This window comes from Hydrogenophaga sp. ZJX-1 (assembly GCF_048590325.1).
Lineage (GTDB): Bacteria > Pseudomonadota > Gammaproteobacteria > Burkholderiales > Burkholderiaceae_C > Hydrogenophaga.
Window position 1 is genome coordinate 121,910 of record NZ_JBMBRA010000010.1, and the last position, 20,995, is coordinate 142,904.

Here is a 20,995-nt window from a genome sequence, read left to right on the forward strand (position 1 = left end):
CCGGGCAGTGCCACCCGAACCTCTTTGGGTGTGCTCATGTATCGGCCCGGGGCGCGAACCAGCGTTCACGCATCAGGTTCAGCATCTGCTGCGCCGCCTTGCCACGGTGGCTGTTGGCGTTCTTCTTCTCGTCGCTCAGCTGGGCAAAGGTGCAACCGAACTGCGGCAGGAACATCACCGGGTCAAAGCCGAAACCGTTGTCACCGATGGGCTCGCGCGTGATGAGCCCCGGCGCACGGCCGCTGGCCACCAGCGGCTCGGGATCGTCGGCGCTGCGGACCGCGACCAGGGTGCTGACCAGCGCGGCGCGGCGGTCGTGCACCTGCGCCATCTGTTCCAGCAAGGCGCGCACGTTGTTGGCGTCGCCCTTCTCGTAACCGAACTGCGTCGCGTAGTAGGCGGTGTCCACTCCCGGCAATCCACCGAAAGCTTCCACGCACAGGCCGGCATCGTCGGCGAGCGCGGGCAAGCCGCTCACCTGCGCCGCGTGGCGCGCCTTGGCCAGGGCGTTTTCAATGAAGGTGCGGTGCGGCTCGGGTGCCTCCGGAATGCCCAGCTCGGACTGGCGCACCAGCTCCACGCCCAGCGGCGCAAACAAGGCCTGCAATTCGGCGAGCTTGCCTTGGTTGTTGGACGCGAGGACGAGTTTCATCAAGGGCTCTCAGACCAGGCCAAGGCTCTGCTTCTGCAGCGCCACCAGTTCGGCCACGCCCTTCTCGGCCAGCGCCAGCAAGGCGTCCATTTCCTGGCGGCTGAAGGCCGCACCCTCGGCCGTGCCCTGCACTTCCACGAAGTGACCGGCGCCGGTCATCACCACGTTCATGTCGGTGTCGCAGGCCGAGTCTTCCACGTACTCCAGGTCCAGCAAAGGCGTGCCCTGCAGGATGCCGACCGAGATGGCGGCCACGTGGTCCTTGATCGGCGAAGCGGCGATCTTGCCTTCGGCCAGCAACTGGGTCACCGCATCGTGCGCGGCCACGAAGGCACCGGTGATGCTTGCGGTGCGGGTGCCGCCGTCGGCCTGCAATACATCGCAGTCCAGCGAAATGGTGCGTTCGCCCAGCGCCTTGAGATCAAACACCGAACGCAACGAGCGGCCGATCAGGCGCTGGATTTCCTGCGTGCGACCGCTCTGCTTGCCCTTGGCGGCTTCGCGATCGCTGCGGGTGTGGGTGGCGCGCGGCAGCATGCCGTATTCGGCCGTCACCCAGCCTTCGCCACTGCCGCGTTTGTGCGGCGGCACTTTTTCTTCCACCGACGCGGTGCACAGCACCTTGGTGTCACCAAACTCGATCAGCACCGAACCCTCGGCGTGGATGGTGAAGCCCCGGGTGATGCGCACCGGGCGCAGGGCATCGGCGGCCCGTTGGCCGGGTCGAATGAAATCTGTCATGGGAACCTCAAAAAAACGTTGGTCGTATTGTCACGGAGGGGGTGTCAGCCGGAGCGTCAAGGGATTCAACCCAGAACGCGGAGGAACCGGCTTCGCCGGTCCTCTCGCGTTGCCCCCGGGGGGTGACGCCGAAGGCGGCGCGGGGGTCAGGAATTTTTTTCGGCGGTGCGCCGGATGGCTTCGTTGATTTCGGCGATCGATTTTTCGATCGCTTCGTCGTCCAGGTCTTCGATGGTCGGGTCGGCCACGCCCGACTGGATGGTGGAGGCGAACACGCCTTCTTCGATGTCTTCGGTCGACACCCGCGTGGTCTGGAATTCGTCGGCGGTCTCCCACTCCATGGCCAGCACGGTGACGTTGTCGCAGCGCGGTCCACCGCGCTTGAGCGCCATCTCCACCAGCTCGGGCACCGCCTGCTCCAGCGGATTGTGGGCCAGTTCGGCGGCGATCTCGAAATCCTTCACCGTGCCCCAGAGACCGTCCGAGCAGAGCAGCACACGGTCACCCTGCTGCAGCTGAACCGGCCCCGAGAGGTCGAACACCGGCTTCGCGGGCGAGCCCAGACAGGTGAAGAGGATGTTGCGGTTGATGTGCTGGGTGGCCTTGCCGAGGTGGGCCTGCTGCTCCATGTAGGAGTGGTCCCGCGTGCGCGTCAGCAACTCGCCATTGCGCACAAGGTACAGGCGGGAGTCGCCACAGTGCACCCAGTGCATGTTGCCACGCTCCATCACGGCCGCCACAAGCGTGGTGCGGGGCGTGTCAAGCATGCCTTTTTCGGCGGCGTAGCGGATGATCTGGTGGTGTGCCGCCATCACGGCGCTGGAGAGAAACTCCGGCACTTCGCGCACCGTGGGGTTGGCGGCTTTCTGGAAATAGGCCGAAAAGGTCTGCAGCGCCAACTGGGCCGCCATAGCACCCTCGGGATGCCCACCCATGCCATCGGCCAGCACGAACAGCCCGGACTCGCGCGTGTACGCGTAGCCCATGCGATCTTCGTTGCGCTCGCGACCGCCCTGCCGGCTGATCTGGTAGACCGAAAACTTCATCGAAACTTGGTCCCGGCGGCGGTGGATTTGCGTGGCGACTTCTTGTCCGAAACAATGTTGTCAAACTGCAGGCGCATCTTCTCGGCCACGGTCAGCTTGGTGTAACTGCGCTCGGTCTCCCGGCTCAGCTCTTTTTGCAGGGCGAAAACCGATTGTGGCCGCGACAGCGGATCGAGCGACATGCACCACTCCACCACCTCGATCAGGTTGTCGGAGTAGACGCCACGCAGACGCGAAAGCGCCAGCGACAGCCGGTCTTTTTCCAGCCGCTGCGGCGCGTCGTTGGGCGGGTAGCCCTGCATGCTGGCGTAGATGCAGGCGCCGATGGCGTAGATGTCGGTCCAGGGACCCATGCTCGAATCGCGCCGGTACATTTCGGGCGCCGCGAAACCGGGCGTGTACATCGGGCGGATGAAGTTGCCTTCCTTGCTCAGCACCTCGCGCGCCGCACCGAAGTCGATCAGAACCGAACGGTTGTCATCGGTCACAAAGATGTTGGCCGGCTTGATGTCGAGGTGCAGCATCTTGTGCTGGTGCACGATGCGCAGGCCGCGCAGCACCTCGTCGTACAGCGAACGGATGGTGGACTCGCGAAACACCTTCTGGCGCTTGAGTTCGCGTGCCGTGATGATGAACTCCTGCAGGGACGCGCCCTCCAGGTAGTTCATGACCATGTAGACGGTCTCGTTTTCGCGGAAGAAGTTGAGCACGCTCACCACCGACTGGTGGGAGATCTGCGCCAGCGCGCGGCCTTCCTCGAAGAAGCTCTTGAGCCCCAGGCGGTACAGCGAAAGTTTTTCGGGCTGCACCTGCGGCAGCAGTTCGCCCGGACCGCGTGTGGCCAGCGAAGACGGCAGGTATTCCTTGACCGCGACCTGTTGCCCTTCGGTGTCCACGGCCAGGTAGACCACGCCGAAACCACCGGCGGCCAGCTTGCGCACAATGCGATAGCCGCCGATCACGGTATCTGGCGGCAGCGGTGCGGGTTTGACCTTTGACATAATTCGGATGGGTTCCGGAACGCCTCGTTTTGGACCACTCAACCTGATGGGACACAGTTCAATGGCAGTTTACAGCATGACCGGCTACGCCACGGCCCAAGCCGGCGGGGCCGCAGCCACGAATGCCAGCGAGTCCCCGCGCGATGCCCGGCCGGGCCTGGGCATCGAAATCCGCTCGGTCAACAGCCGCTTTCTCGACCTGACTTTCAAGCTCGCCGACGACCTGCGCGGCACCGAACCTGCGCTGCGCGAACTGCTGGGCGCCGCGCTCAAGCGCGGCAAGGTGGAGGTGCGGGCATGGGTTGAAGGCCGCACCGACGCCGGACCGCGTGCACCCAATGCACCGGAGCTGCAAAAGCTGGTGAGCCTGCAGGACAACATCCGCGCCTGGCTGCCCACCGCCGCCCCCCTGTCGGTGGCCGAGGTCCTGCAACTGACCACGCGCCAGACCGGCAACCCCGGCGAACTGCACGAAACCCTGCTCGCGCTGGCCCAGACGGGCCTGGACAAACTGCTCAACGCGCGCGAACGCGAAGGACAGCGCCTGGCGGCCATGCTGCTGGACCGGCTCAAGCAGCTGCGCCAGCTCGCCAAAGACGCCCAGCCCCTGATTCCCCAACTGGTCGCGCAACAGCGGCAGCGTTTCATCGACCGCTGGAACGAAGCGCTCGGCGCGAGCGCCGCCGCTGGCGGCACCAGCAACACCCTCACCAGCGAGGCCGCACAGGATCGCGCGCTGACCGAAGCCACCGCCTTCGCGATCCGCATCGATGTGGCCGAAGAACTGACCCGGCTGGACTCGCACCTGGTGGAAATCGAGCGCCTGATCAAGAAGGGCAGCGATGTGGGCAAACGCCTGGACTTCCTGATCCAGGAACTGCACCGCGAAGCCAACACCATGGGCTCCAAATCGTCGAGCCTGGAACTCACCCGCATTTCCGTGGACATGAAGGTGCTCATCGAACAGATGCGCGAACAGGTCCAGAACATTGAATGACCGTATGGAATACCCAGGCAACCTGTTCGTCGTCGCAGCCCCCAGCGGGGCTGGAAAATCCAGTCTGGTCAAGGCGCTGATGGAGCTGGACTCCCGCGTCGTGCCCTCGGTCTCGCACACCACCCGGCCCCCGCGTGGCCAGGAGTTGCATGGGCGCGAGTACTACTTTGTGGCCCGGGAAACCTTTGACCAGATGGTCATCCAGGGCGCTTTCCTGGAATGGGCCATGGTGCATGGCAACCGCTATGGCACGTCCAAACAGGCCATCGAGCAGCGCATGGCCCAGGGGGCGGACGTGGTGCTGGAGATCGATTTCCAGGGCGCCATCCAGGTCAAACGCATCTTCCCGAACGCGGTGCTGATCTTCATCCTGCCGCCCAGCTGGGAAGAGCTGAGATCACGCCTGGAGCGGCGCGCTGAAGACAGCGCCGAAGTCATCGAGCTGCGGCTGCAGAATGCCGCGTCGGAGATGATGCACGCGCGGGAATTCGACTTCGTTATAATCAACGAGTTGTTCGAGCGGGCCCTGTTTGACCTCAAGGCCATCGTCCATGCCCAGCGGCTCAAGTTCGCCGCCCAGCGTATCGCCCGCAGCGATACCTTCAAAGCGCTCAACATCCACTGACTCACCGCACACTACCGAGGCCCGCACATGGCACGCATCACCGTCGAAGACTGTCTGGAAAAGATCCCCAACCGCTTTCAGCTCGTGCTGGCCGCCACCTACCGTGCCCGCATGCTCAGCCAGGGCCATGCCCCCAAGATCGAGAGCAAGAACAAGCCCGGCGTGACCGCGCTGCGTGAAATTGCCGAAGGCAAGATCGGCATCGAGATGCTCAAGAAGGTTCCGCTCTGATCTGAAGCTTCAGACCCCGCAAAGAAGCCCGGCACTGCCGGGCTTCTTTGTTTCTGGCGGAAGGACATCCGCCGCGTCCGCCAAAACCGCTCAGGCGGCGCCGATGTTCGGCACCAGCGCCCCGGCGTCCCGACCGGCCCGGTGCGCAGCGGTGAACGCCAGCATGCGGTCGATGGGCAACCGCGCACGCGGGATCAGCGCCGGGTCCACGTGGATCTGGTTCAGGCCTTTTTCCAGCACCTGAGCCACACCGGCCAGCCCGTTCATCGCCATCCAGGGGCAGTGCGCGCAGCTCTTGCAGGTGGCGCTGTTGCCGGCGGTGGGCGCTTCATAGAACACCTTGCCCGGGTTCTGCTGGCGCAGCATGTGCATCATGCCGTTGTCGGTGGCGACAATGAACTCGTTCGCGTCCAGTTCGTGCGCAGCCTTCAGGATCGCCGAGGTGGAACCCACGGCGTCGGCCAGCGCCACCACGTCGGCCGGGCTTTCCGGGTGCACCAGCACCTTGGCCTTGGGGTGTTCCTTTTTCAACGCTTCCAGCTCGAAGGCCTTGAACTCGTCGTGCACGATGCACGAGCCGTTCCACATCAGCATGTCGGCACCGGTTTCGCGCTGGATGTAGCCCCCCAGGTGCTTGTCGGGCGCCCACAGGATCTTGTGGCCCTTGTCCTTGAGCGCCTTCACGATGTCGAGCGCGCAGCTGGAGGTGACGAGCCAGTCGGAGCGCGCCTTCACCGCGGCGCTGGTGTTGGCGTAGACCACCACGGTGCGGTCGGGGTGGGCATCGCAGAAGGCGCTGAATTCGTCGATCGGGCAACCCAGGTCGAGCGAGCAGTTGGCGTCCAGGTCGGGCATGAGAACGGTCTTTTCCGGGCTCAGTATCTTGGCCGTTTCGCCCATGAAGCGCACGCCAGAAACAACCAGTGTCTGCGCCGCATGGTCGCGGCCAAAACGCGCCATCTCCAGTGAATCGCTGACGATGCCGCCGGTCTCGATGGCCAGGTCCTGCAGGTCGGGATGCACGTAGTAGTGCGACACCATCACCGCGTTGCGCTCCTTGAGCAGGCGGCGGATTTTGTCTTTCAACTCGGCGCGCTGCTTCGGACCGGGCTCGACCGGCACACGCGCCCAGGCGTGTTTGGTCGGGCAGGCCGGCTGTTCGTATTCGACATCGATGATGGCTTCGTTGCTCATGTCAGTTGCTCCATCCGCATGGAAAAATCGATCGCCTTGACGTCTTTGGTCAGGGCCCCGATGGAGATGCGGTCCACCCCGGTTTCTGCAAGGTTTCGCACCGTCTGCAAGTTCACGCCACCCGAAATCTCCAGGATGGCGCGCCCCGCGTTGCGCCGCACGGCTTCCTGCAGGGTGGGGATGTCCATGTTGTCGAGCAGGACCATTCGGGCACCGCAGGCCAATGCTTCGTCCAGCTGCGCCAGGGTTTCGACCTCGATCTCGACAAAACGCGCCTGGGGTGCCATTTCCTGCACACGCTTCAGGACGGCCGCCACGCCACCCGCGGCAGCAATGTGGTTTTCCTTGATGAGCACCGCGTCGTAGAGCCCAATGCGGTGGTTGACGCCGCCACCGGTTTTCACCGCGTACTTTTGCGCCAGACGCAGCCCCGGGATGGTCTTGCGCGTGTCCACGATGGCTGCGCGCGTGCCCTGAACGGCATCGACGAACACCGCCGTCCTGGTGGCCACGGCCGAGAGCAGCTGCAGGAAGTTGAGCGCGGTGCGCTCGGCGGTCAGCAGGGCCTGGGCGCGGCCGGTGATCTCCAGCACCACCTGGTCGGCCACGCAGCGCTGACCCTCCGCCACGTGCCAGGTCAGGCGGGCCTTGGGGTCACAGGCCAGCACGGCCGCTTCCACCCAGGGTGCGCCGCAGATCACGGCGGGCTCACGCGCGAGGACGCGCGCATGGGCGCTGCGCAAGGGGTCCACCAGCGCCGCGGTGAGGTCCCCGCTGGCCACGTCCTCGGCCAGCGCACGGGCCACATCGGCGCCCGCCAGTTCGGCCAGATCCGTGGCCGTGAATTCAGAGAGGTGTTTCATGGGTCGCAAGCATAACGGGATCGCATATAGTGCCCCCCATCCAAAGCCCACGCAAAGGGGATCCCCATGAGTCCACCAAAATCCACCGCGCCGACCAGCGGCACGCCCTACGGCACCCTGCCGTCGGCTTCACCCATGCCGCAGCGCAAGCCGGTCAGCCTGCCACGGCTGCAGGAGATGCGCGAGCGGGGAGAAAAGATCACCATGCTCACCGCCTACGACGCGACCTTCGCCGCCGTGGCCGATGCCGCGGGCGTGGAGTGCATTCTGGTGGGCGACTCGCTCGGCATGGTCTGCCAGGGCCTGTCCAGCACCACCGGCGTCACGCTGGACACCATGCGTTACCACACCGAAAGCGTGGTGCGCGGCCTGCAACGCGTTCAGGCCACCGCCTGGGTGATTGGCGACCTGCCCTTTGGCAGCTACCACGAGTCAAAAGAGCAGGCCCTGCGCAGCGCAGCGGTGTTGATGCACGCCGGCGCCCACATGGTCAAGCTTGAAGGCGGCGGCTGGACCGCCGAGACCGTGCGCTTCCTGGTGGAACGTGGCATCCCGGTCTGCGCCCACCTGGGCCTGACGCCACAGACCGTGCACGCGCTCGGCGGCTACCGCGTGCAGGGCCGGGGCGACGCCGCCGCGCTGCAACTGCGCCGCCACGCCATCGATCTGCAGGACGCCGGCGCCACCATGCTGGTGCTGGAAATGGTGCCCGCAGCCCTGTCGACCGAGATCACGACCGAACTCAAGACCTGCCACACCATCGGCATCGGCGCCGGCAAGGGCACGGCCGGCCAGGTGCTGGTGATGCACGACATGCTGGGCATCAACCTCGGCAAGAACCCGAAATTCGTGCGCAATTTCATGGAGGGCGCCAGCAGCGTGCGCGATGCCATGGCCGCGTACGTGGCGGCTGTGAAGGACGGCAGCTTCCCGGACGACAGCCTGCACGCCTGGTGAACCAGACCCACCCCCGCAGCCCCTGCGGCGCTACCCCCTCCAGGGGGCGGCGCTGGCGGCCCGGCAAAGCCGGTTCCGCGGCGCCCCTTGAACAGACACTGCTCTCCACATGAAACTCGTTCACACCATCGAAGACCTGCGCACTGCGCTGCGGCCTTTCAACTCACCGGCTTTTGTGCCCACCATGGGCAACCTGCACGAGGGCCATCTGGATCTGGTTCGCACGGCCCAGCCGCTGGGTGATGTGACGGTGTCCAGCATCTTCGTCAACCGCCTGCAGTTTGCGCCTCACGAAGATTTCGACACCTATCCGCGCACCTTGCAGGCCGATTGCGCCCGGCTGGAGCAAGCCGGTTGCGACGTGGTGTTCGCGCCGTCCGAAAAGGAGCTGTATCCCGACCCCCAGGGCTACAAGATTCAGCCGCCGTCCGAACTGGCCGACATCCTGGAAGGGCATTTCCGTCCAGGCTTCTTCATCGGGGTCTGCACCGTGGTGATGAAGCTGTTCCAGTGCGTGTTCTCGGAAGCCAAGGGCCCGCGTCATGCCCTCTTTGGCAAGAAGGACTACCAGCAGCAGATGGTGATCCGCCGCATGGTGCAGCAGTTCGCCCTGCCGGTTCAGATCGTGGCCGGCGAAACGCAGCGCGCTGCGGACGGCCTGGCGCTGAGTTCACGCAACGGCTATCTGAGCGAAAGCGAGCGTGCCGAAGCGGTGCAGCTGTCGCTCGCACTGCGGGGTCTGGCACGCGACGCTTTGGCCGCTGCGGCGAGTTTGCCCAACCACCAGTCCACGCTGGAAGAGAAGGCCATGAGGACATTGGCGGCACGCGGCTGGCAACCCGACTACCTGACGGTTCGCCGCCGACAGGACCTGCAGTCGCCCACCGCGGCAGACGCGATCACCCCCGGCGCCCTTGTGGTGCTGGGCGCTGCGCGCCTGGGCAACACCCGATTGATCGACAACTTCGAGATTTAGAGCGACCCCCTGCGCCGCTGCGCGGCTGAGAGAGGGACAACACCTGCGGCCCGGCAAAGCCGGTTCCATGGTGTTTCTGGATCAAGCCCTTCGCGCCGGATGCGTGACGGCAAAACCGCTCGGCCCTACTGCGCCTCGTCCTTCGGGTCACGCCCCATCAGCGCGGCCACCGCCTGGGCAGGCTGCAGCTGGCCATCCAGCAGCGCCACCACACCCGCCGAAATGGGCATGTCCACGCCCAGCAACTGCGCGCGCTGCACCACGGTGCGGGCGCTGTATACGCCCTCGGCCACGTGACCCAGCGAGTCCACCGCCTGCTGCAGGCTCAGTCCCTGCGCCAGCAGTTGACCCACCTTGCGGTTGCGTGAGAGATCGCCGGTGGCCGTGAGCACCAGGTCCCCCAGACCCGAGAGGCCCATGAAGGTTTCGGGCCGTGCCCCCAGCGCCTGCCCCAGACGGGTCATTTCGGCCAGACCGCGGGTGATCAACGCGGCACGCGCGTTGAGCCCGAGGTTCAGCCCGTCGCACAGACCGGTGGCGATGGCCAGCACGTTCTTCACCGCGCCACCTACTTCCACCCCCACGATGTCTTCGTTGGCATAGACCCGGAGCGTGGGACTGTGAAAAGCCGCCACCAGCGCATCGCGCACACCGGCGTGCTCGCTGGCGGCCACCAGTGCGGTGGGCTGGCCGCGCGCCACTTCCTGGGCAAAACTGGGGCCACTGAGCACGCCAGCGCGCAGGTTTGGCGCCACCAGCGCACGGATCTCGTGGCCCAGCAGACCCGGAGCCGCTTCGCCTTGCGGTGCTTCGAACCCCTTGCACAGCCAGGCCACGGGCGCGGACACACCGCGCAAGCGTTCCAGCATGCCACGCAGCGCCGCCATGGGTGTGCCTACCACGACAAGGTCGGCATGGGCCCACAAGGCCTCGGCACCGCCCAGCTCACCGCCCACCACATCCAGCGAAGGCGGCAGCTCGACACCGGGCAGATAACGCCGGTTTTCGCGTGCCGCCCGCATGTCGGCCACCTGCTGCGCGTCGCGCGCCCAGAGACTGACATGGTGCGGCTGGCACGCAGCACTGATGGCCAGCGCTGTGCCCCAGGCGCCAGCACCCAAAACAACGATGTTCATGCGCGGTTCGCCAGCGGAACGCCGGTTTACTGCGTGACGATGCGCGGCGCGTCTTCGGCGGCCTGGGCCTGCTGCTGTTCGTACATGGCCTGGAAGTTGATTTCGGCCAGGTGCACGGGCGGGAAGCCGGCGCGCTGGATCAGGTCGGCCACGTTGCCGCGCAGGTAGGGGTAGACGATCTGCGGGCAGGCGATGCCCATGATCGGGCCCATCTGTTCCTGCGGCAGGTTGCGGATCTCAAAGATGCCGGCCTGTTTGGCTTCGACCAGGAACACGGTTTTGTCCTTGATCTTGGTCGTCACGGTGGCGGTGACGCAGATCTCGTACACGCCGTCGGCCGCCGGGTTGGCTTCCACGCCGAGCTGGATGTCCACCGAAGGCTGCTCCTGCTCCAGCAGGATGGAAGGCGAATTGGGCTGCTCCAGCGAAGCCTCCTTGAGATAGATGCGCTGGATCTGGAAGGTGGGATCTTGGTCGGCCATGAGGGTCTTTCAGGAGTTCGGAAAAAAACAAACCCGCCGGGGAATGAGGTTCCCGCAGCGGGTACAGCGCCGATTATCTCAGCAGCGCCGGGAGGCCCGAAAACCGGGCCGGGGTCGTCATCAGGCTTGCAGCAGCGGCACCAGACCGCCGCGTGCGTCCAGCGCGTGCAGGTCATCGCACCCCCCCACGTGCAGGTCGCCGATGAAGACTTGCGGCACGCTCGTGCGTCCGGTCAGTTCGGTCATGCGGGTGCGCACATCGGACTTGCCATCCACCACGATTTCTTCGTAGTCGGTCACCCCCCGCTTCTGCAGCAAAGCCTTGGCCCGGCTACAGAAGGGGCAGTAGTCACTGGAATAGATTTTGACGTGGGCCAATTCAAAGCTCCTTACACACAAAAGATCTCAGCGCAACGCGTGCCAGATCCAGCACACGCCGAAGAACCGGCTTCGCCGGGCCAAAGGCGTGGCCCACTTGGGGGAAGACGCGAAGCGGCGCAGGGGGCAATTATTTCTCCACCGGCATGCTGGCCGCACGCCAGGCGCTCAACCCACCGGAAAGGGAGTGGGCGTTTTCGTAGCCCAGTTTCTTGGCCACCGCCACTGCCCGGCGCGAACGCATGCCCGAAGCGCAGACCAGAATCACCGGCGTGGCCTTGTTCTTCACCATGCCGGGCAATTTGGCTTCCAGCTCGGCAAGCGGCAGGTTTTTGGCTCCCGCCACATGACCGGCGGCGAACTCGTCCGAGCCACACACATCCACCACAGCGGCCTTCTGACGGTTGATCAGCTGCACCGCTTCGGTGACATTGACCGACCCGGCGCCCGCGCCGCCCGACAAGGCCGGCCACATCAGCAGGGCCCCAGACGTCAGCGCCACGGCGATCAACATCCAATTTTCGATAAAGAAACTCACAGGTACGACCTTTCAGATAAGCACGAGATTTTAGAATGTATGGCTGGCCCGCGCTGGCAGACCCTTTTGGCCCGGGGTGTCCCGGACCGCTATTTGTCCTTTACGCACCTGCCCTCCATGTACAAACTCGTCCTGATTCGCCACGGCGAATCCACCTGGAACCTCGAAAACCGCTTCACCGGCTGGACCGACGTGGAACTCACGCCCACCGGCGTCTCGCAGGCCATGTCGGCCGGCAAGCTGCTCAAGGCCGAAGAATACGAATTCGACATCGCCTACACCTCGGTGCTCAAGCGCGCAATCCACACCCTGAACTACTGCCTGGACGAGATGGACCTCACCTGGCTGCCGGTGGTGAAAGACTGGCGCCTCAATGAGCGCCACTATGGTGGCCTGCAGGGACTGAACAAGGCCGACATGGCCAAACAGTTCGGCGACGAGCAAGTCCTCATCTGGCGCCGCAGCTACGACACGCCGCCGCCTGCGCTGGAAGCCAGCGATCCGCGCAGCGAACGCAACGACCGCCGCTACGCCAACCTCCAGCCGGAGCAGGTGCCGCTGACCGAGTGCCTCAAGGACACCGTGGCGCGTGTCATGCCTTTCTGGAACGAAGTGCTGGCCCCCACCATCCAGAGCGGAAAACGGGTGGTGATCGCCGCCCACGGCAACAGCATCCGCGCCATGGTCAAGTACCTGGACGGCATTTCCGATGCCGACATCGTCAACCTGAACATTCCCAACGGCATCCCGCTGGTCTACGAGCTGGACGCCCGCCTCCAGCCGATCAAGTCCTACTACCTGGGTGACGCCGAAGCAGCCGCGAGGGCTGCGGCGGCCGTGGCCAGCCAGGGCAAAGCCTGAGCGGAACGTCAGCTTGCTTTGGGCAAAAGGAACAGGTGTACTTGAAAAGCGCCTGGAACCGAATCTTCAGGCGGTGCTCCAAGGTGTATATTGGTCCGCCGGTGTGGTCGGGCTGTTGCCGACGCGCTGGCGTCTTTTTTGAGGTATTTCCATGGGCAAGCAAGTGAGTCACAAGTTGAAGATTGCGGGATGGGTGGCGGTCGGCGCCGTCGCCGGGGCTCTCACGACGGTGCAACTTCAGGCCGTCGCGCGCAACACGCTGACGCCGCTCCCTCTGGAAGAACTGCAGCAGCTCGCCGCGGTGTTCGGCATGGTCAAGACCGACTATGTAGAGCCTGTGGACGAAAAGCAGCTGATCTCCGACGCCATCTCGGGCATGGTTGCCAGCCTGGACCCGCATTCCCAGTACTTCGACAAGAAGTCCTTCAAGGAATTCCGCGAGGGCACCAGCGGTCGTTTTGTCGGCGTGGGCATCGAGATCACCATGGAAGACGGTCTGGTGAAGGTCGTCTCGCCGATTGAAGACTCCCCTGCTTTCCGTGCCGGCCTCAAGTCGGGCGACCTCATCACCAAGATCGACGACACCGCCGTCAAGGGTCTGAGCATCAACGACGCCGTCAAGCTCATGCGCGGCGAGCCGCGCACCAAGGTCCTGCTCACCATCTTCCGCAAGGATGAAAACCGCACGTTCCCGGTGACGATCACACGCGAGGAGATCAAGACCCAGAGCGTGAAGACCAAGGTGGTCGAACCGGGTTACGCCTGGGTCCGCGTTTCGCAGTTCCAGGACCGCACGATCGAAGACTTCTCCCGCAAGGTCGAGGCGCTGTACAAGGAAGATCCGAAGCTCAAGGGCGTGGTGCTGGACCTGCGCAACGACCCGGGTGGTCTGCTGGACGCGGCGGTGGCCTTGTCGGCCGCCTTCCTGCCAGAAAACGTGACCGTGGTGTCCACCAACGGTCAGCTTGCCGACAGCAAGTCGGTCTACACGGCCGCTCCGCAACATTACCTGCGCCGCGGAGGCACCGATCCCATCAAGCGCCTGAGCGAAAACACCAAAGGCTTCCTGAAGACCGTGCCGTTGGTGGTGCTGGTCAACGAAGGCTCGGCCTCGGCCAGTGAGATCGTCGCTGGCGCCCTGCAGGATCACAAGCGCGCCAAAATCCTCGGCAGCCAGACCTTTGGCAAGGGCTCGGTGCAGACCGTTCGCCCCCTGGGGCCCGATACCGGCCTGAAGCTCACCACCGCACGCTACTACACGCCATCGGGCAAATCGATCCAGGCCACCGGCATCGTGCCGGACGTGATGGTCGACGAAACCCTGGAAGGCAATGTGTTCGCCGCCCTGCGCACCCGCGAGGCCGACCTGCAGAAGCACCTCGGTAACGGCAATGAGGCCAAAGCCGCCGAAACGCCCATGACCGATGCCCAGCGTGCCGCCGAACAGCTGCGCGAGCAGGAGCGCGAGGTGGCCCGCAAGCGGCTGGAAGAAGAGTCGAAGAAAAACCCGGGTCAGCGTCTCGTGCCCGAATTCGGCAGCGAAAAGGACTTTCAGCTCCAGCAGGCGCTCAACCAGCTCAAGGGCCAGCCGGTGATCATCAGCAAGACCCAGACCACGCGGCCTCCCGAGAAGAAAGAAAACTGACCGCAGGCGCGCAGCCTGCGCCAGCCAGCCTCCGGGGACCGAGCCTTTGGACGATCAGCAACTCCTGCGCTACTCGCGCCACATCCTGCTCAACGAACTCGGCGTCGAAGGCCAGGAGCAGTTGCTGGCTTCGCACGCCTTGGTGATTGGCGCTGGTGGACTGGGTTCGCCAGTGGCGCTCTACCTGGGGAGCGCTGGCGTCGGCCGCATCACCGTGGTGGACCACGATGTGGTGGACGAGACCAATCTGCAGCGCCAGATCGCCCACAACATGGCCCGCGTGGGCTTGCCCAAGGCCGAATCGGTGCGCGCCGCCATCGGTGCCATCAACCCCGACCCCCAAGTTATCAGCGTGGTGCAGCGTGCGGACGCCGCCCTGCTTGACACGCTCGTGCCAACGGCCGACGTGGTGATCGACTGCACCGACAACTTTGCCACCCGCCATGCCATCAACCGCGCCTGCGTGAAGCACCGCAAGCCGCTGGTTTCGGGCGCAGCCATCCGCATGGACGGCCAGCTCAGCGTGTACGACCCCCGGGATGGGGCTTCGCCCTGTTACGCCTGCGTTTTTCCGGAAAGCAGCGACGTGGAAGAAACCCGCTGCGCCACCATGGGGGTGTTCGCACCGCTGGTGGGCATCGTCGGCACCTTGCAGGCCGCCGAGGCGCTCAAGCTGCTCACCGGCCTGGGTTCGCGCCTGACCGGGCGCTTGCTGATGATCGACGGGCGCGACATGGCGTTCACCGAGATCGCCCTGCCCCGCCATCCGCAGTGCGCCGTCTGCGGCTCGGTTGCGCCCACCTGATCAAGGCAACGGGCACGGTCCGTGGCGGCGCCGGAAGTCGCGCGGCACTTCGGCATCCCGGTCTGCGAAAAGGCCCTTTTTCTGCGCGCGGGCCTGGCTTTCCTGTTCGGCGTAGACGCCCTCGCTGTAGCGCCAGAGGTAGGCCCAGGCGTGTCCTCGAACGACCAGCCAGGCGCCCACATCTTCCCCCTGATGGGTCAGGTGCACCAGCGCTCGCCCGTAGTGGTCGCGGTGGCGCTCGTTCACCGTCACCACCCGCTGGAGCACACGTGCGGACAGCGCATCACGCGCCACCCGCCCGCCAGCCTGGCAGATTTCGGGGGCGTCCAGACCGTCGAGCCGCAGCTTGCGGTACCTGCCGCCTTCCAGGGGTTTGACCCACAGCGTGTCGCCATCGAACACACGGGTGACACGGGCCTGGTAGACGCGGGACGCCTGCGGACGTGCAGCACCCGGCGGGTCTTTCAACTGGGGTTGTGCAACGGCCGCGACTTGGCCAAACAGTCCCACACAGAGCCACAGCGCCGGAAGCGGCCATGGGCGAAAAGAAGAACCTGGGTGCGCACGCGTGAGATGGGACATATCCCGAGTCTGCCAGCATCGCGCGCTCCCGCCAGCGATGCCGGGCCCTGCGTCAAACCGCCATGTAGCGACCAGGGCGGTGGTTGATCGCCAGCGTCATGTTCAGTACCACGGCGCCCACGACCGACCAGAGTATCTGCCACCCGTCCACCACCGCGAACGCCGCCAACACGATGGCGCAGTCAAACACCATCTGCACCTGGCCAGCGCGCCACCCAAAGCGCTCCTGCAGGTACAGCACCAGCACATTGAACCCGCCGAGGCTGGCACGGTGGCGAAACAGCATCAGCATGCCAGCACCCATGAGCAACCCGCCGGCGATGGCAGCAAAGCCGGTGGACAGCGTGCCGAAGCTGATCCATTGCGGGACCCACTCCGCCAGCACCGCCAGCAGCGCCACCGCGGCAAAGGTCTTGAGCGTGAAGACCCAGCCCATGCGCTTGTAAGCCAGTCCGTAGAACGGCAGGTTGATCAGGAAAAAAACCAGGCTGAAGTTCCAGCCGGTGGCGTAGTGCAGCAAAAAGGCCAGGCCGGCCGTTCCACCGGTCAGCAGACCGGCGTGGCGGAACATGATCACACCCAAAGCAACAAACAACGTGCCCGTGAGCAGGGCCTGCGCGTCTTCGTGTAACCGGTGCTGGACCGGTGATGCGGCAGCCAACGCAGCGGGACCTTCAACCGACTTGACGGCCATGGGCGAAGGGCTGCGGCGCAGCCTGGTCAGGGAAGGGAACACGGCAGGTCTCACAAGGCAGGGGAAACAGCCAAGCAGTATCGACGCTGGGCAGCACAGCACGCTTGACCCAGGTCAGTGAATGCCCTGCCCGCGCCGCCGGCCGGGACGAACGGTCTGCCAGCGCACCCGCTCAGGCCGTGACGATCCAGCCTTCCAGGGGATCGAACGCGGGCAAGCCGTAGCGCGGGTGGCCGTTTTCGTGTTGCTGCTGCGCCCAGGCCGCCTGCAACAGGCAGAGCACCGCATCCAGCGCATCGCCGCTGGCGTCGTCGGCCAGCCCATCACGCTGGGCATGTGTGAGCTTCAGGCGCAGGCCGGTGGCCTGCAGCAGCGGCGCCTGGCCGCCCTCCAGCGCGTGGATGAGGGTCTTGCGCGCGATCAGGCGCTCGGGCGTCTGCTTCGCCTTCTCATCGCTTTTGTAGCTGGTGGTGCCGAGCACGCTGCGCGCCAGCAGGCCGGGATAGGCCTCCAGAGCCACGCGCGCCGGGTCACCCGCCTGCAGACCCGGCAAGGAGGCCCCGGCCGCGATCAGCCGGGGCACGCCCGCGTGCAGCATGAAAGCCACAGGCGGGTTGACCCATTTCATGCTCGGACTCGATCCGGCCGGCGTGTCGGTGACGCGGTGCGCGAACTTGCCACCCACCGGGCGCGCGGAGCAAAAGTCGGCAAAAGTTTCGCGGATGTCATCGCGGCTGAGGCTGGCGTAGTGGGCCATGCACGCGGCCCAATCGGTCGGCCAGCCCAGCGCCACCACCAGTTCGCGCGGCAGGCCGAAAGGCAGGTCAAAACCTCCCACCCAGGCGCCAGCGTCCTTCAGGCGATCACCCCAGGCATCGAGCGTCTCAAAGTGCTCGATGCGTTCGAGCAGCACCCGGCCTCGGTCTGTGTGGCCAACCGCCAGGGTGATGGGCTTGCGCCGGGACGGCGCACTGGTGAAGTCGCAACCGAGCAGCGGAATCACGACTCAGACGTTTTGCCGCCGGGCCGACCCAAGGCAAAACAGCTCCCTCGGGGGGGCCGCGACCCGCGAAGCGGCGGAGCCCCGGGTTCCCGCCGACGGCGGGGGCACGCTTGGGGGCATCATGCTCTGCCGATGATGCTGGCCGTGGCCATCAACTCTTCAAGCAGGGCCAGCGAAACCTTGCCCGAGACGCCGTAGGGATCGAACTCCGGGCGCTCGGAGTACTTGAGCACGATGGAGGTGTTGAGCTTGGACAGGTTGACCTGGCCCATGGTCCAGCCGCCAAAGCGGCGTTCGGAGATTTCTTCGTAGTGCAGCAACACCACGTCGGTGTGCCGCGCGTCTTCGACTATGTGGTTGTAGAGCTTGTTGACCGCCTCACGACCACCTTCGATCGCCTGCAGGAACACACCACCACCGTAGCAGAGCACGCCGGTGATGCCGTTGCCCATGTTGTGCGAGCGCGAGGTTTCGAGCACCGATTCGATGGTCTTGGCGCAATCCTTGTCGATTGCCCGGCTGACATAAAGCAGGCGTACCAGCATGGTGTGTTCTTCAGGAATTGCGGGGAATGAGCGAGAGGAATTCGCGGCGCAGGTTGGGGTCTTTGAGGAACACGCCCCGCATGACCGAATTGATCATCTTGCTGTCCATGTCTTTCACGCCGCGCCAGGCCATGCAGTAGTGGCTGGCCTCCATGACGATGGCCAGACCGTCGGGCTGGGTTTTCTCCTGGATCAGATCGGCCAGTTGCACCACGGCCTCTTCCTGGATCTGTGGGCGACCCATGATCCATTCGGCCAGGCGTGCGTATTTCGACAGGCCGATCACGTTGGTGTGTTCGTTGGGCATGACGCCGATCCAGATCTTGCCGATGACCGGGCAGAAATGGTGGCTGCAGGCGCTGCGCACTGTGATGGGCCCGACGATCATCAGCTCGTTCAGGTGTTCGGCGTTGGGAAACTCCGTGACGCTGGGCCCGTGCACATAGCGGCCGTTGAACACCTCCTTGAGGTACATCTTGGCCACCCGGCGTGCGGTGTCGCCGGTGTTGTGGTCGCTCTCGGTGTCGATCACCATGCTGTCGAGCACACCCTGCATCTTGACCGTCACCTCTTCCAGCAACTGCTCCAGTTCGCCGGGTTCGATGAATCCAGCGATGTTGTCGTTGGAGTGAAAGCGGTGGCGCGCGGCCTTGATGCGTTCGCGGATTTTGACGGACACGGGCACGCCCTGGTCATCGTCGATGGTGTCGGCGGTGGTCATGTCAGGTTCGGTTTTCATGAGCATGGGTCATGCTAACACCCGCCCCCAAAGCGTCGAATAACAGGCTGAAGTCTGGGGTTTTGCAGAGCGTGCAATGCAACAGGAAAGCCTGGCCAGCGTGCCCACCCCAAAACGCTTTGGTCCCGGCTTTGCCGGGCCGCATCGCGTTGCCCCCTTCGAGGGGGTCGCGCGCAGCGCGGCGGGGGTGATCCATTTCAGTACCGATGTCCAGAGAGGAACAGCGTGGCCCGCATGACGCCAAAGGCCAGCCGGTCCAGCAGGCGCTGGTGCCAGGGGCGCTGCCCGAGCACCTGGGCATCGAGTTGCTGGCCCTCCCGCTCGACGACGTCGGCCAGCCAGCGGTGCAGCAGGGCAGAGAAGCGGCGGTCCGTGGTCATGACATTGGCCTCGCGCGCGAGCAGCAAGGACAGGGGGTCGAGGTTGGTCGACCCCACGGTGGCCCAGCGCTGGTCGATCACCGCCACCTTGGCATGCAGGGCGCTGGTCGCATACTCGTGGATCTCGATGCCCCCGCCGAGCAGCGTCTGGTAGACCGGGCGGGCGGCACGGTACTGCATGAAATGCTCGTATTTGCCGTGCAACAACAGGCGCACCCGCACACCGCGCTGCGCCGCCATCAGGAGCGCACGCCGCAGCTTGCGGCCCGGGACGAAATAGGCGTTGGCGATCATGACGTCGTGCCGGGACTCGCCGATGGCCTTGAGGTAGGCACGCTCGATATCGTGCCGGTGGCTGACGTTGTCCCGCAGCAGCAGCGCGGCACGTGCGTTGTCCACCCCGAGAGGGCCATCGGACAGGGACGCAGGCAGGCTGCTTTCGCCATCCGGCTTTCTGTGATGGGCCCCGGTATCCCGACCGGAACCCGCTTCCAGCCGCGCCAGCAGGCGCGAAAAGTCCCCCACCGGCATGGTTTCGCGCAAAGCCTCCCAGGCGGCCCTGAATTCGCGCTGCCGTGCCTTGCGCACGGCCTGCAGCCGCCACCAGAGTTGCTCCATGGTCTCCACCATGTCGGCCACCAACGGGCCGGCCACCCGGAGTGAAAAATCCAGCCGTGGCGCCGCCAGCCGCCCCAGGGCCACGTCATCCTGGTCATCGATGATGTTGATGCCGCCGCAAAAGCCCACCGTGCCGTCCACCACACACAGCTTGCGGTGCAGGCGCCGCCAACGACTCGGGATCAGCAAACCCAGGCGCCCCAGCGGCGCGTAGACCCGCAGGCGAACACCCGCCTGCGCAAAGCGCTTTTTCCACTCGTCGGGAACCCTGGGTGTGCCCACCCCGTCGATCACCAGCCGCACCAGCACGCCGCGCTGTGCTGCGCGTTCCAGCGCCTGCGCCACGCCCAGCGCCGAACCGGCGAACTCGAAGATGTAGGTTTCGAGATGCACCACCCGGCGCGCAGCGTCCATGGCATCCACAAGAGCGGGGAACAGCTCCGCGCCACCCACCAGCAGCAGCAACTGGTTCCCGCTGTGCATGACCGCCTTGCCCTGCGTTGCCGGGCGCCCCTGAGACTCGGGACGGTCTGCGTTCACAACTCGAACTCGGCGATCAGCGGCAGGTGGTCGGACATGCGGGCCCAGGACCGACCATGCGGCACATGGGCGGACAAGGGCTTGAGACCGCGCACGTAGATGCGATCCAGGTGCAGGAGCGGCAGGCGCGACGGATAGGTCGGCAGGCGGATGCCGTCAAAGGTGCGCAGGTCCAGCGCCGCCATGGGTTTGAGCAGCTGCGCGCCCCAATCGTTGAAATCACCCGCCACGATCAGGGGTGCACCCGCCGGAACCTGCATCGCCACATACTCTCCCAGGCGCTGGACCTGGCGCTCCCGGCTGGCATGGATCAGGCCCAGATGCACCACCACCACATGAACGTCGGCCCCGTCCACCAGCACCTGCGAATGCAGCAGGCCCCGCTGCTCGAACCGGTGGTCCGACACATCGGAGTGCCAGGATTCCACCACCGGCCAGCGCGACAGCAGCGCATTGCCGTGCTCCCCGTGCCGCGTGATCGCATTGGTGCGGTAGACCGACTCATAGCCCTCGGGCGACAGGTAACCGGCCTGGTCCAGATCGGGCCAGCGGGTGAAGTGTTTTTCCAGCTTGCGGTGGTGCCGTCGCACTTCCTGCAGGCAGACGATGTCGGCATCGAACTGCTCGACCGCATGGGCGAGGTTGTGGATTTCCAGCCGCCGCGCGGGGCCGATGCCCTGCACGCCTTTGTGGATGTTGTAGGTCGCGACCCGCAGAATGCTCATGCGGGTAATGATCGCACGTTGCACGGGCCTGCGGCGTCCCC

General features: G+C 65.2%; 25 protein-coding genes. 8 read left to right on the top strand and 17 right to left on the bottom strand.

Annotated features, from left to right (window positions below; genetic code table 11):
* Positions 1 to 34 precede the first annotated feature (34 nt).
* From rdgB to ACN5W5_RS22770, 4 genes are all read right to left on the bottom strand, one after another.
* Positions 35 to 652 carry an RdgB/HAM1 family non-canonical purine NTP pyrophosphatase gene (gene rdgB / locus ACN5W5_RS22755; RefSeq protein WP_420050714.1) on the bottom strand — a complete coding sequence of 206 codons (618 nt, stop codon included), beginning with the start codon at positions 650 to 652 and terminating at the stop codon, positions 35 to 37.
* A 9-nt stretch (positions 653 to 661) separates the two neighbouring features.
* Positions 662 to 1,393 (bottom strand): ribonuclease PH, encoded by a 732-nt coding sequence (gene rph / locus ACN5W5_RS22760; RefSeq protein WP_420050715.1) that lies wholly within the window; start codon positions 1,391 to 1,393, stop codon positions 662 to 664.
* Between the two features lie 146 nt (positions 1,394 to 1,539).
* Entirely contained in the window at positions 1,540 to 2,439 is a 900-nt protein-coding gene (locus ACN5W5_RS22765; protein WP_420050716.1) for a PP2C family protein-serine/threonine phosphatase, read from the bottom strand.
* On the bottom strand, positions 2,436 to 3,440 hold the full coding sequence (locus ACN5W5_RS22770; RefSeq protein WP_177138902.1) for a serine/threonine protein kinase: 1,005 nt from the start codon (positions 3,438 to 3,440) through the stop codon (positions 2,436 to 2,438). Before ACN5W5_RS22770 ends, ACN5W5_RS22765 begins: the two co-directional genes overlap by 4 nt.
* A gap of 61 nt (positions 3,441 to 3,501) precedes the next feature.
* On the opposite strand from ACN5W5_RS22770, the gene ACN5W5_RS22775 reads away from it, so the two are divergent.
* Genes ACN5W5_RS22775 through rpoZ form a run of 3 tightly spaced genes read left to right on the top strand, consistent with a single transcriptional unit; the run spans position 3,502 to position 5,293 of the window.
* On the top strand, positions 3,502 to 4,437 hold the full coding sequence (locus tag ACN5W5_RS22775) for a YicC/YloC family endoribonuclease (protein ID WP_420050717.1): 936 nt from the start codon (positions 3,502 to 3,504) through the stop codon (positions 4,435 to 4,437).
* A 4-nt stretch (positions 4,438 to 4,441) separates the two neighbouring features.
* A complete protein-coding gene (gene gmk, locus ACN5W5_RS22780; protein WP_177138905.1) occupies positions 4,442 to 5,062 on the top strand; it encodes a guanylate kinase in 621 nt (206 codons plus the stop codon).
* 27 nt (positions 5,063 to 5,089) lie between these two features.
* A complete protein-coding gene (gene rpoZ / locus ACN5W5_RS22785; protein ID WP_177138906.1) occupies positions 5,090 to 5,293 on the top strand; it encodes a DNA-directed RNA polymerase subunit omega in 204 nt (67 codons plus the stop codon).
* Positions 5,294 to 5,383: 90 nt separating this feature from the next.
* Here the strand turns inward: rpoZ and nadA are convergent, their stop codons facing one another.
* Together nadA and nadC are read right to left on the bottom strand one after the other, a co-directional pair.
* A complete protein-coding gene (gene nadA / locus ACN5W5_RS22790) occupies positions 5,384 to 6,487 on the bottom strand; it encodes a quinolinate synthase NadA (protein WP_420050718.1) in 1,104 nt (367 codons plus the stop codon).
* Positions 6,484 to 7,350 (bottom strand): carboxylating nicotinate-nucleotide diphosphorylase, encoded by an 867-nt coding sequence (gene nadC / locus ACN5W5_RS22795; protein WP_420050719.1) that lies wholly within the window; start codon positions 7,348 to 7,350, stop codon positions 6,484 to 6,486. Before nadC ends, nadA begins: the two co-directional genes overlap by 4 nt.
* A 66-nt stretch (positions 7,351 to 7,416) precedes the next feature.
* Here nadC and panB point away from each other — a divergent pair, with 66 nt between their 5' ends.
* Both panB and panC read left to right on the top strand, forming a co-directional pair.
* Positions 7,417 to 8,307, top strand: coding sequence for a 3-methyl-2-oxobutanoate hydroxymethyltransferase (gene panB / locus ACN5W5_RS22800; RefSeq protein WP_420050720.1), 891 nt, complete (start codon positions 7,417 to 7,419; stop codon positions 8,305 to 8,307).
* 109 nt (positions 8,308 to 8,416) lie between these two features.
* Positions 8,417 to 9,283, top strand: coding sequence for a pantoate--beta-alanine ligase (gene panC / locus ACN5W5_RS22805; protein WP_420050721.1), 867 nt, complete (start codon positions 8,417 to 8,419; stop codon positions 9,281 to 9,283).
* Positions 9,284 to 9,408: 125 nt separating this feature from the next.
* Here panC and ACN5W5_RS22810 read toward each other — a convergent pair whose 3' ends face one another.
* The 4 genes from ACN5W5_RS22810 to ACN5W5_RS22825 all read right to left on the bottom strand — a co-directional run bounded on the left by ACN5W5_RS22810 (position 9,409) and on the right by ACN5W5_RS22825 (position 11,817).
* A complete protein-coding gene (locus ACN5W5_RS22810; protein ID WP_420050722.1) occupies positions 9,409 to 10,419 on the bottom strand; it encodes an NAD(P)H-dependent glycerol-3-phosphate dehydrogenase in 1,011 nt (336 codons plus the stop codon).
* A gap of 26 nt (positions 10,420 to 10,445) precedes the next feature.
* Positions 10,446 to 10,901 carry a protein-export chaperone SecB gene (gene secB / locus ACN5W5_RS22815; protein WP_226465358.1) on the bottom strand — a complete coding sequence of 152 codons (456 nt, stop codon included), beginning with the start codon at positions 10,899 to 10,901 and terminating at the stop codon, positions 10,446 to 10,448.
* 120 nt (positions 10,902 to 11,021) lie between these two features.
* Positions 11,022 to 11,279, bottom strand: a complete 258-nt coding sequence (gene grxC, locus ACN5W5_RS22820) for a glutaredoxin 3 (protein ID WP_420050723.1) — start codon at positions 11,277 to 11,279, stop codon at positions 11,022 to 11,024.
* A gap of 130 nt (positions 11,280 to 11,409) precedes the next feature.
* Positions 11,410 to 11,817 carry a rhodanese-like domain-containing protein gene (locus tag ACN5W5_RS22825; protein WP_420050724.1) on the bottom strand — a complete coding sequence of 136 codons (408 nt, stop codon included), beginning with the start codon at positions 11,815 to 11,817 and terminating at the stop codon, positions 11,410 to 11,412.
* Positions 11,818 to 11,934: 117 nt separating this feature from the next.
* Between ACN5W5_RS22825 and gpmA the strand changes: the two genes are divergently transcribed.
* The 3 genes from gpmA (at position 11,935) to ACN5W5_RS22840 (ending at position 15,128) form a co-directional block, all read left to right on the top strand.
* Positions 11,935 to 12,678 carry a 2,3-diphosphoglycerate-dependent phosphoglycerate mutase gene (gene gpmA, locus ACN5W5_RS22830; protein WP_420050725.1) on the top strand — a complete coding sequence of 248 codons (744 nt, stop codon included), beginning with the start codon at positions 11,935 to 11,937 and terminating at the stop codon, positions 12,676 to 12,678.
* Between the two features lie 163 nt (positions 12,679 to 12,841).
* Positions 12,842 to 14,323 carry a S41 family peptidase gene (locus tag ACN5W5_RS22835; protein WP_420050739.1) on the top strand — a complete coding sequence of 494 codons (1,482 nt, stop codon included), beginning with the start codon at positions 12,842 to 12,844 and terminating at the stop codon, positions 14,321 to 14,323.
* 46 nt (positions 14,324 to 14,369) lie between these two features.
* Positions 14,370 to 15,128 carry a HesA/MoeB/ThiF family protein gene (locus ACN5W5_RS22840; RefSeq protein WP_420050726.1) on the top strand — a complete coding sequence of 253 codons (759 nt, stop codon included), beginning with the start codon at positions 14,370 to 14,372 and terminating at the stop codon, positions 15,126 to 15,128.
* On the opposite strand, the gene ACN5W5_RS22845 is transcribed toward ACN5W5_RS22840, so the two are convergent.
* The 7 genes from ACN5W5_RS22845 to ACN5W5_RS22875 all read right to left on the bottom strand — a co-directional run bounded on the left by ACN5W5_RS22845 (position 15,129) and on the right by ACN5W5_RS22875 (position 20,954).
* Complete coding sequence (locus ACN5W5_RS22845; protein ID WP_420050727.1) at positions 15,129 to 15,596, bottom strand: thermonuclease family protein; 468 nt, start codon at positions 15,594 to 15,596, stop codon at positions 15,129 to 15,131. It lies immediately after the preceding gene.
* 166 nt (positions 15,597 to 15,762) lie between these two features.
* Positions 15,763 to 16,404: a YitT family protein gene (locus tag ACN5W5_RS22850; protein WP_420050740.1), complete on the bottom strand. Its 642-nt coding sequence runs from the start codon at positions 16,402 to 16,404 to the stop codon at positions 15,763 to 15,765.
* 172 nt (positions 16,405 to 16,576) lie between these two features.
* Complete coding sequence (locus tag ACN5W5_RS22855; protein WP_420050741.1) at positions 16,577 to 17,404, bottom strand: DUF429 domain-containing protein; 828 nt, start codon at positions 17,402 to 17,404, stop codon at positions 16,577 to 16,579.
* Positions 17,405 to 17,526: 122 nt separating this feature from the next.
* Positions 17,527 to 17,952 (bottom strand): BLUF domain-containing protein, encoded by a 426-nt coding sequence (locus tag ACN5W5_RS22860; protein WP_177138950.1) that lies wholly within the window; start codon positions 17,950 to 17,952, stop codon positions 17,527 to 17,529.
* Positions 17,953 to 17,962: 10 nt separating this feature from the next.
* Complete coding sequence (gene folE / locus ACN5W5_RS22865) at positions 17,963 to 18,697, bottom strand: GTP cyclohydrolase I (RefSeq protein ID WP_177138952.1); 735 nt, start codon at positions 18,695 to 18,697, stop codon at positions 17,963 to 17,965.
* Between the two features lie 191 nt (positions 18,698 to 18,888).
* On the bottom strand, positions 18,889 to 20,172 hold the full coding sequence (gene clsB, locus ACN5W5_RS22870) for a cardiolipin synthase ClsB (RefSeq protein ID WP_420050728.1): 1,284 nt from the start codon (positions 20,170 to 20,172) through the stop codon (positions 18,889 to 18,891).
* A gap of 53 nt (positions 20,173 to 20,225) precedes the next feature.
* Positions 20,226 to 20,954, bottom strand: coding sequence for an endonuclease/exonuclease/phosphatase family protein (locus ACN5W5_RS22875; RefSeq protein ID WP_420050729.1), 729 nt, complete (start codon positions 20,952 to 20,954; stop codon positions 20,226 to 20,228).
* Positions 20,955 to 20,995: the final 41 nt, after the last annotated feature.

Excerpts from the sequence above, each read along its gene's own strand:
- gmk (WP_177138905.1), top strand. The coding sequence starts at position 4,442 with ATGGAATACCCAGGCAACCTGTTCGTCGTCGCAGCCCCCAGCGGGGCT.
- ACN5W5_RS22875 (WP_420050729.1), bottom strand. The coding sequence starts at position 20,954 with ATGAGCATTCTGCGGGTCGCGACCTACAACATCCACAAAGGCGTGCAG.
- clsB (WP_420050728.1), bottom strand. The coding sequence starts at position 20,172 with ATGCACAGCGGGAACCAGTTGCTGCTGCTGGTGGGTGGCGCGGAGCTG.
- folE (WP_177138952.1), bottom strand. The coding sequence starts at position 18,697 with ATGCTCATGAAAACCGAACCTGACATGACCACCGCCGACACCATCGAC.
- ACN5W5_RS22765 (WP_420050716.1), bottom strand. The coding sequence starts at position 2,439 with ATGAAGTTTTCGGTCTACCAGATCAGCCGGCAGGGCGGTCGCGAGCGC.
- ACN5W5_RS22810 (WP_420050722.1), bottom strand. The coding sequence starts at position 10,419 with ATGAACATCGTTGTTTTGGGTGCTGGCGCCTGGGGCACAGCGCTGGCC.
- ACN5W5_RS22860 (WP_177138950.1), bottom strand. The coding sequence starts at position 17,952 with ATGCTGGTACGCCTGCTTTATGTCAGCCGGGCAATCGACAAGGATTGC.
- ACN5W5_RS22775 (WP_420050717.1), top strand. The coding sequence starts at position 3,502 with ATGGCAGTTTACAGCATGACCGGCTACGCCACGGCCCAAGCCGGCGGG.
- rpoZ (WP_177138906.1), top strand. The coding sequence starts at position 5,090 with ATGGCACGCATCACCGTCGAAGACTGTCTGGAAAAGATCCCCAACCGC.
- panB (WP_420050720.1), top strand. The coding sequence starts at position 7,417 with ATGAGTCCACCAAAATCCACCGCGCCGACCAGCGGCACGCCCTACGGC.
- rdgB (WP_420050714.1), bottom strand. The coding sequence starts at position 652 with ATGAAACTCGTCCTCGCGTCCAACAACCAAGGCAAGCTCGCCGAATTG.
- nadA (WP_420050718.1), bottom strand. The coding sequence starts at position 6,487 with ATGAGCAACGAAGCCATCATCGATGTCGAATACGAACAGCCGGCCTGC.
- panC (WP_420050721.1), top strand. The coding sequence starts at position 8,417 with ATGAAACTCGTTCACACCATCGAAGACCTGCGCACTGCGCTGCGGCCT.
- rph (WP_420050715.1), bottom strand. The coding sequence starts at position 1,393 with ATGACAGATTTCATTCGACCCGGCCAACGGGCCGCCGATGCCCTGCGC.
- nadC (WP_420050719.1), bottom strand. The coding sequence starts at position 7,350 with ATGAAACACCTCTCTGAATTCACGGCCACGGATCTGGCCGAACTGGCG.
- ACN5W5_RS22850 (WP_420050740.1), bottom strand. The coding sequence starts at position 16,404 with ATGGCCGTCAAGTCGGTTGAAGGTCCCGCTGCGTTGGCTGCCGCATCA.
- ACN5W5_RS22770 (WP_177138902.1), bottom strand. The coding sequence starts at position 3,440 with ATGTCAAAGGTCAAACCCGCACCGCTGCCGCCAGATACCGTGATCGGC.
- gpmA (WP_420050725.1), top strand. The coding sequence starts at position 11,935 with ATGTACAAACTCGTCCTGATTCGCCACGGCGAATCCACCTGGAACCTC.
- secB (WP_226465358.1), bottom strand. The coding sequence starts at position 10,901 with ATGGCCGACCAAGATCCCACCTTCCAGATCCAGCGCATCTATCTCAAG.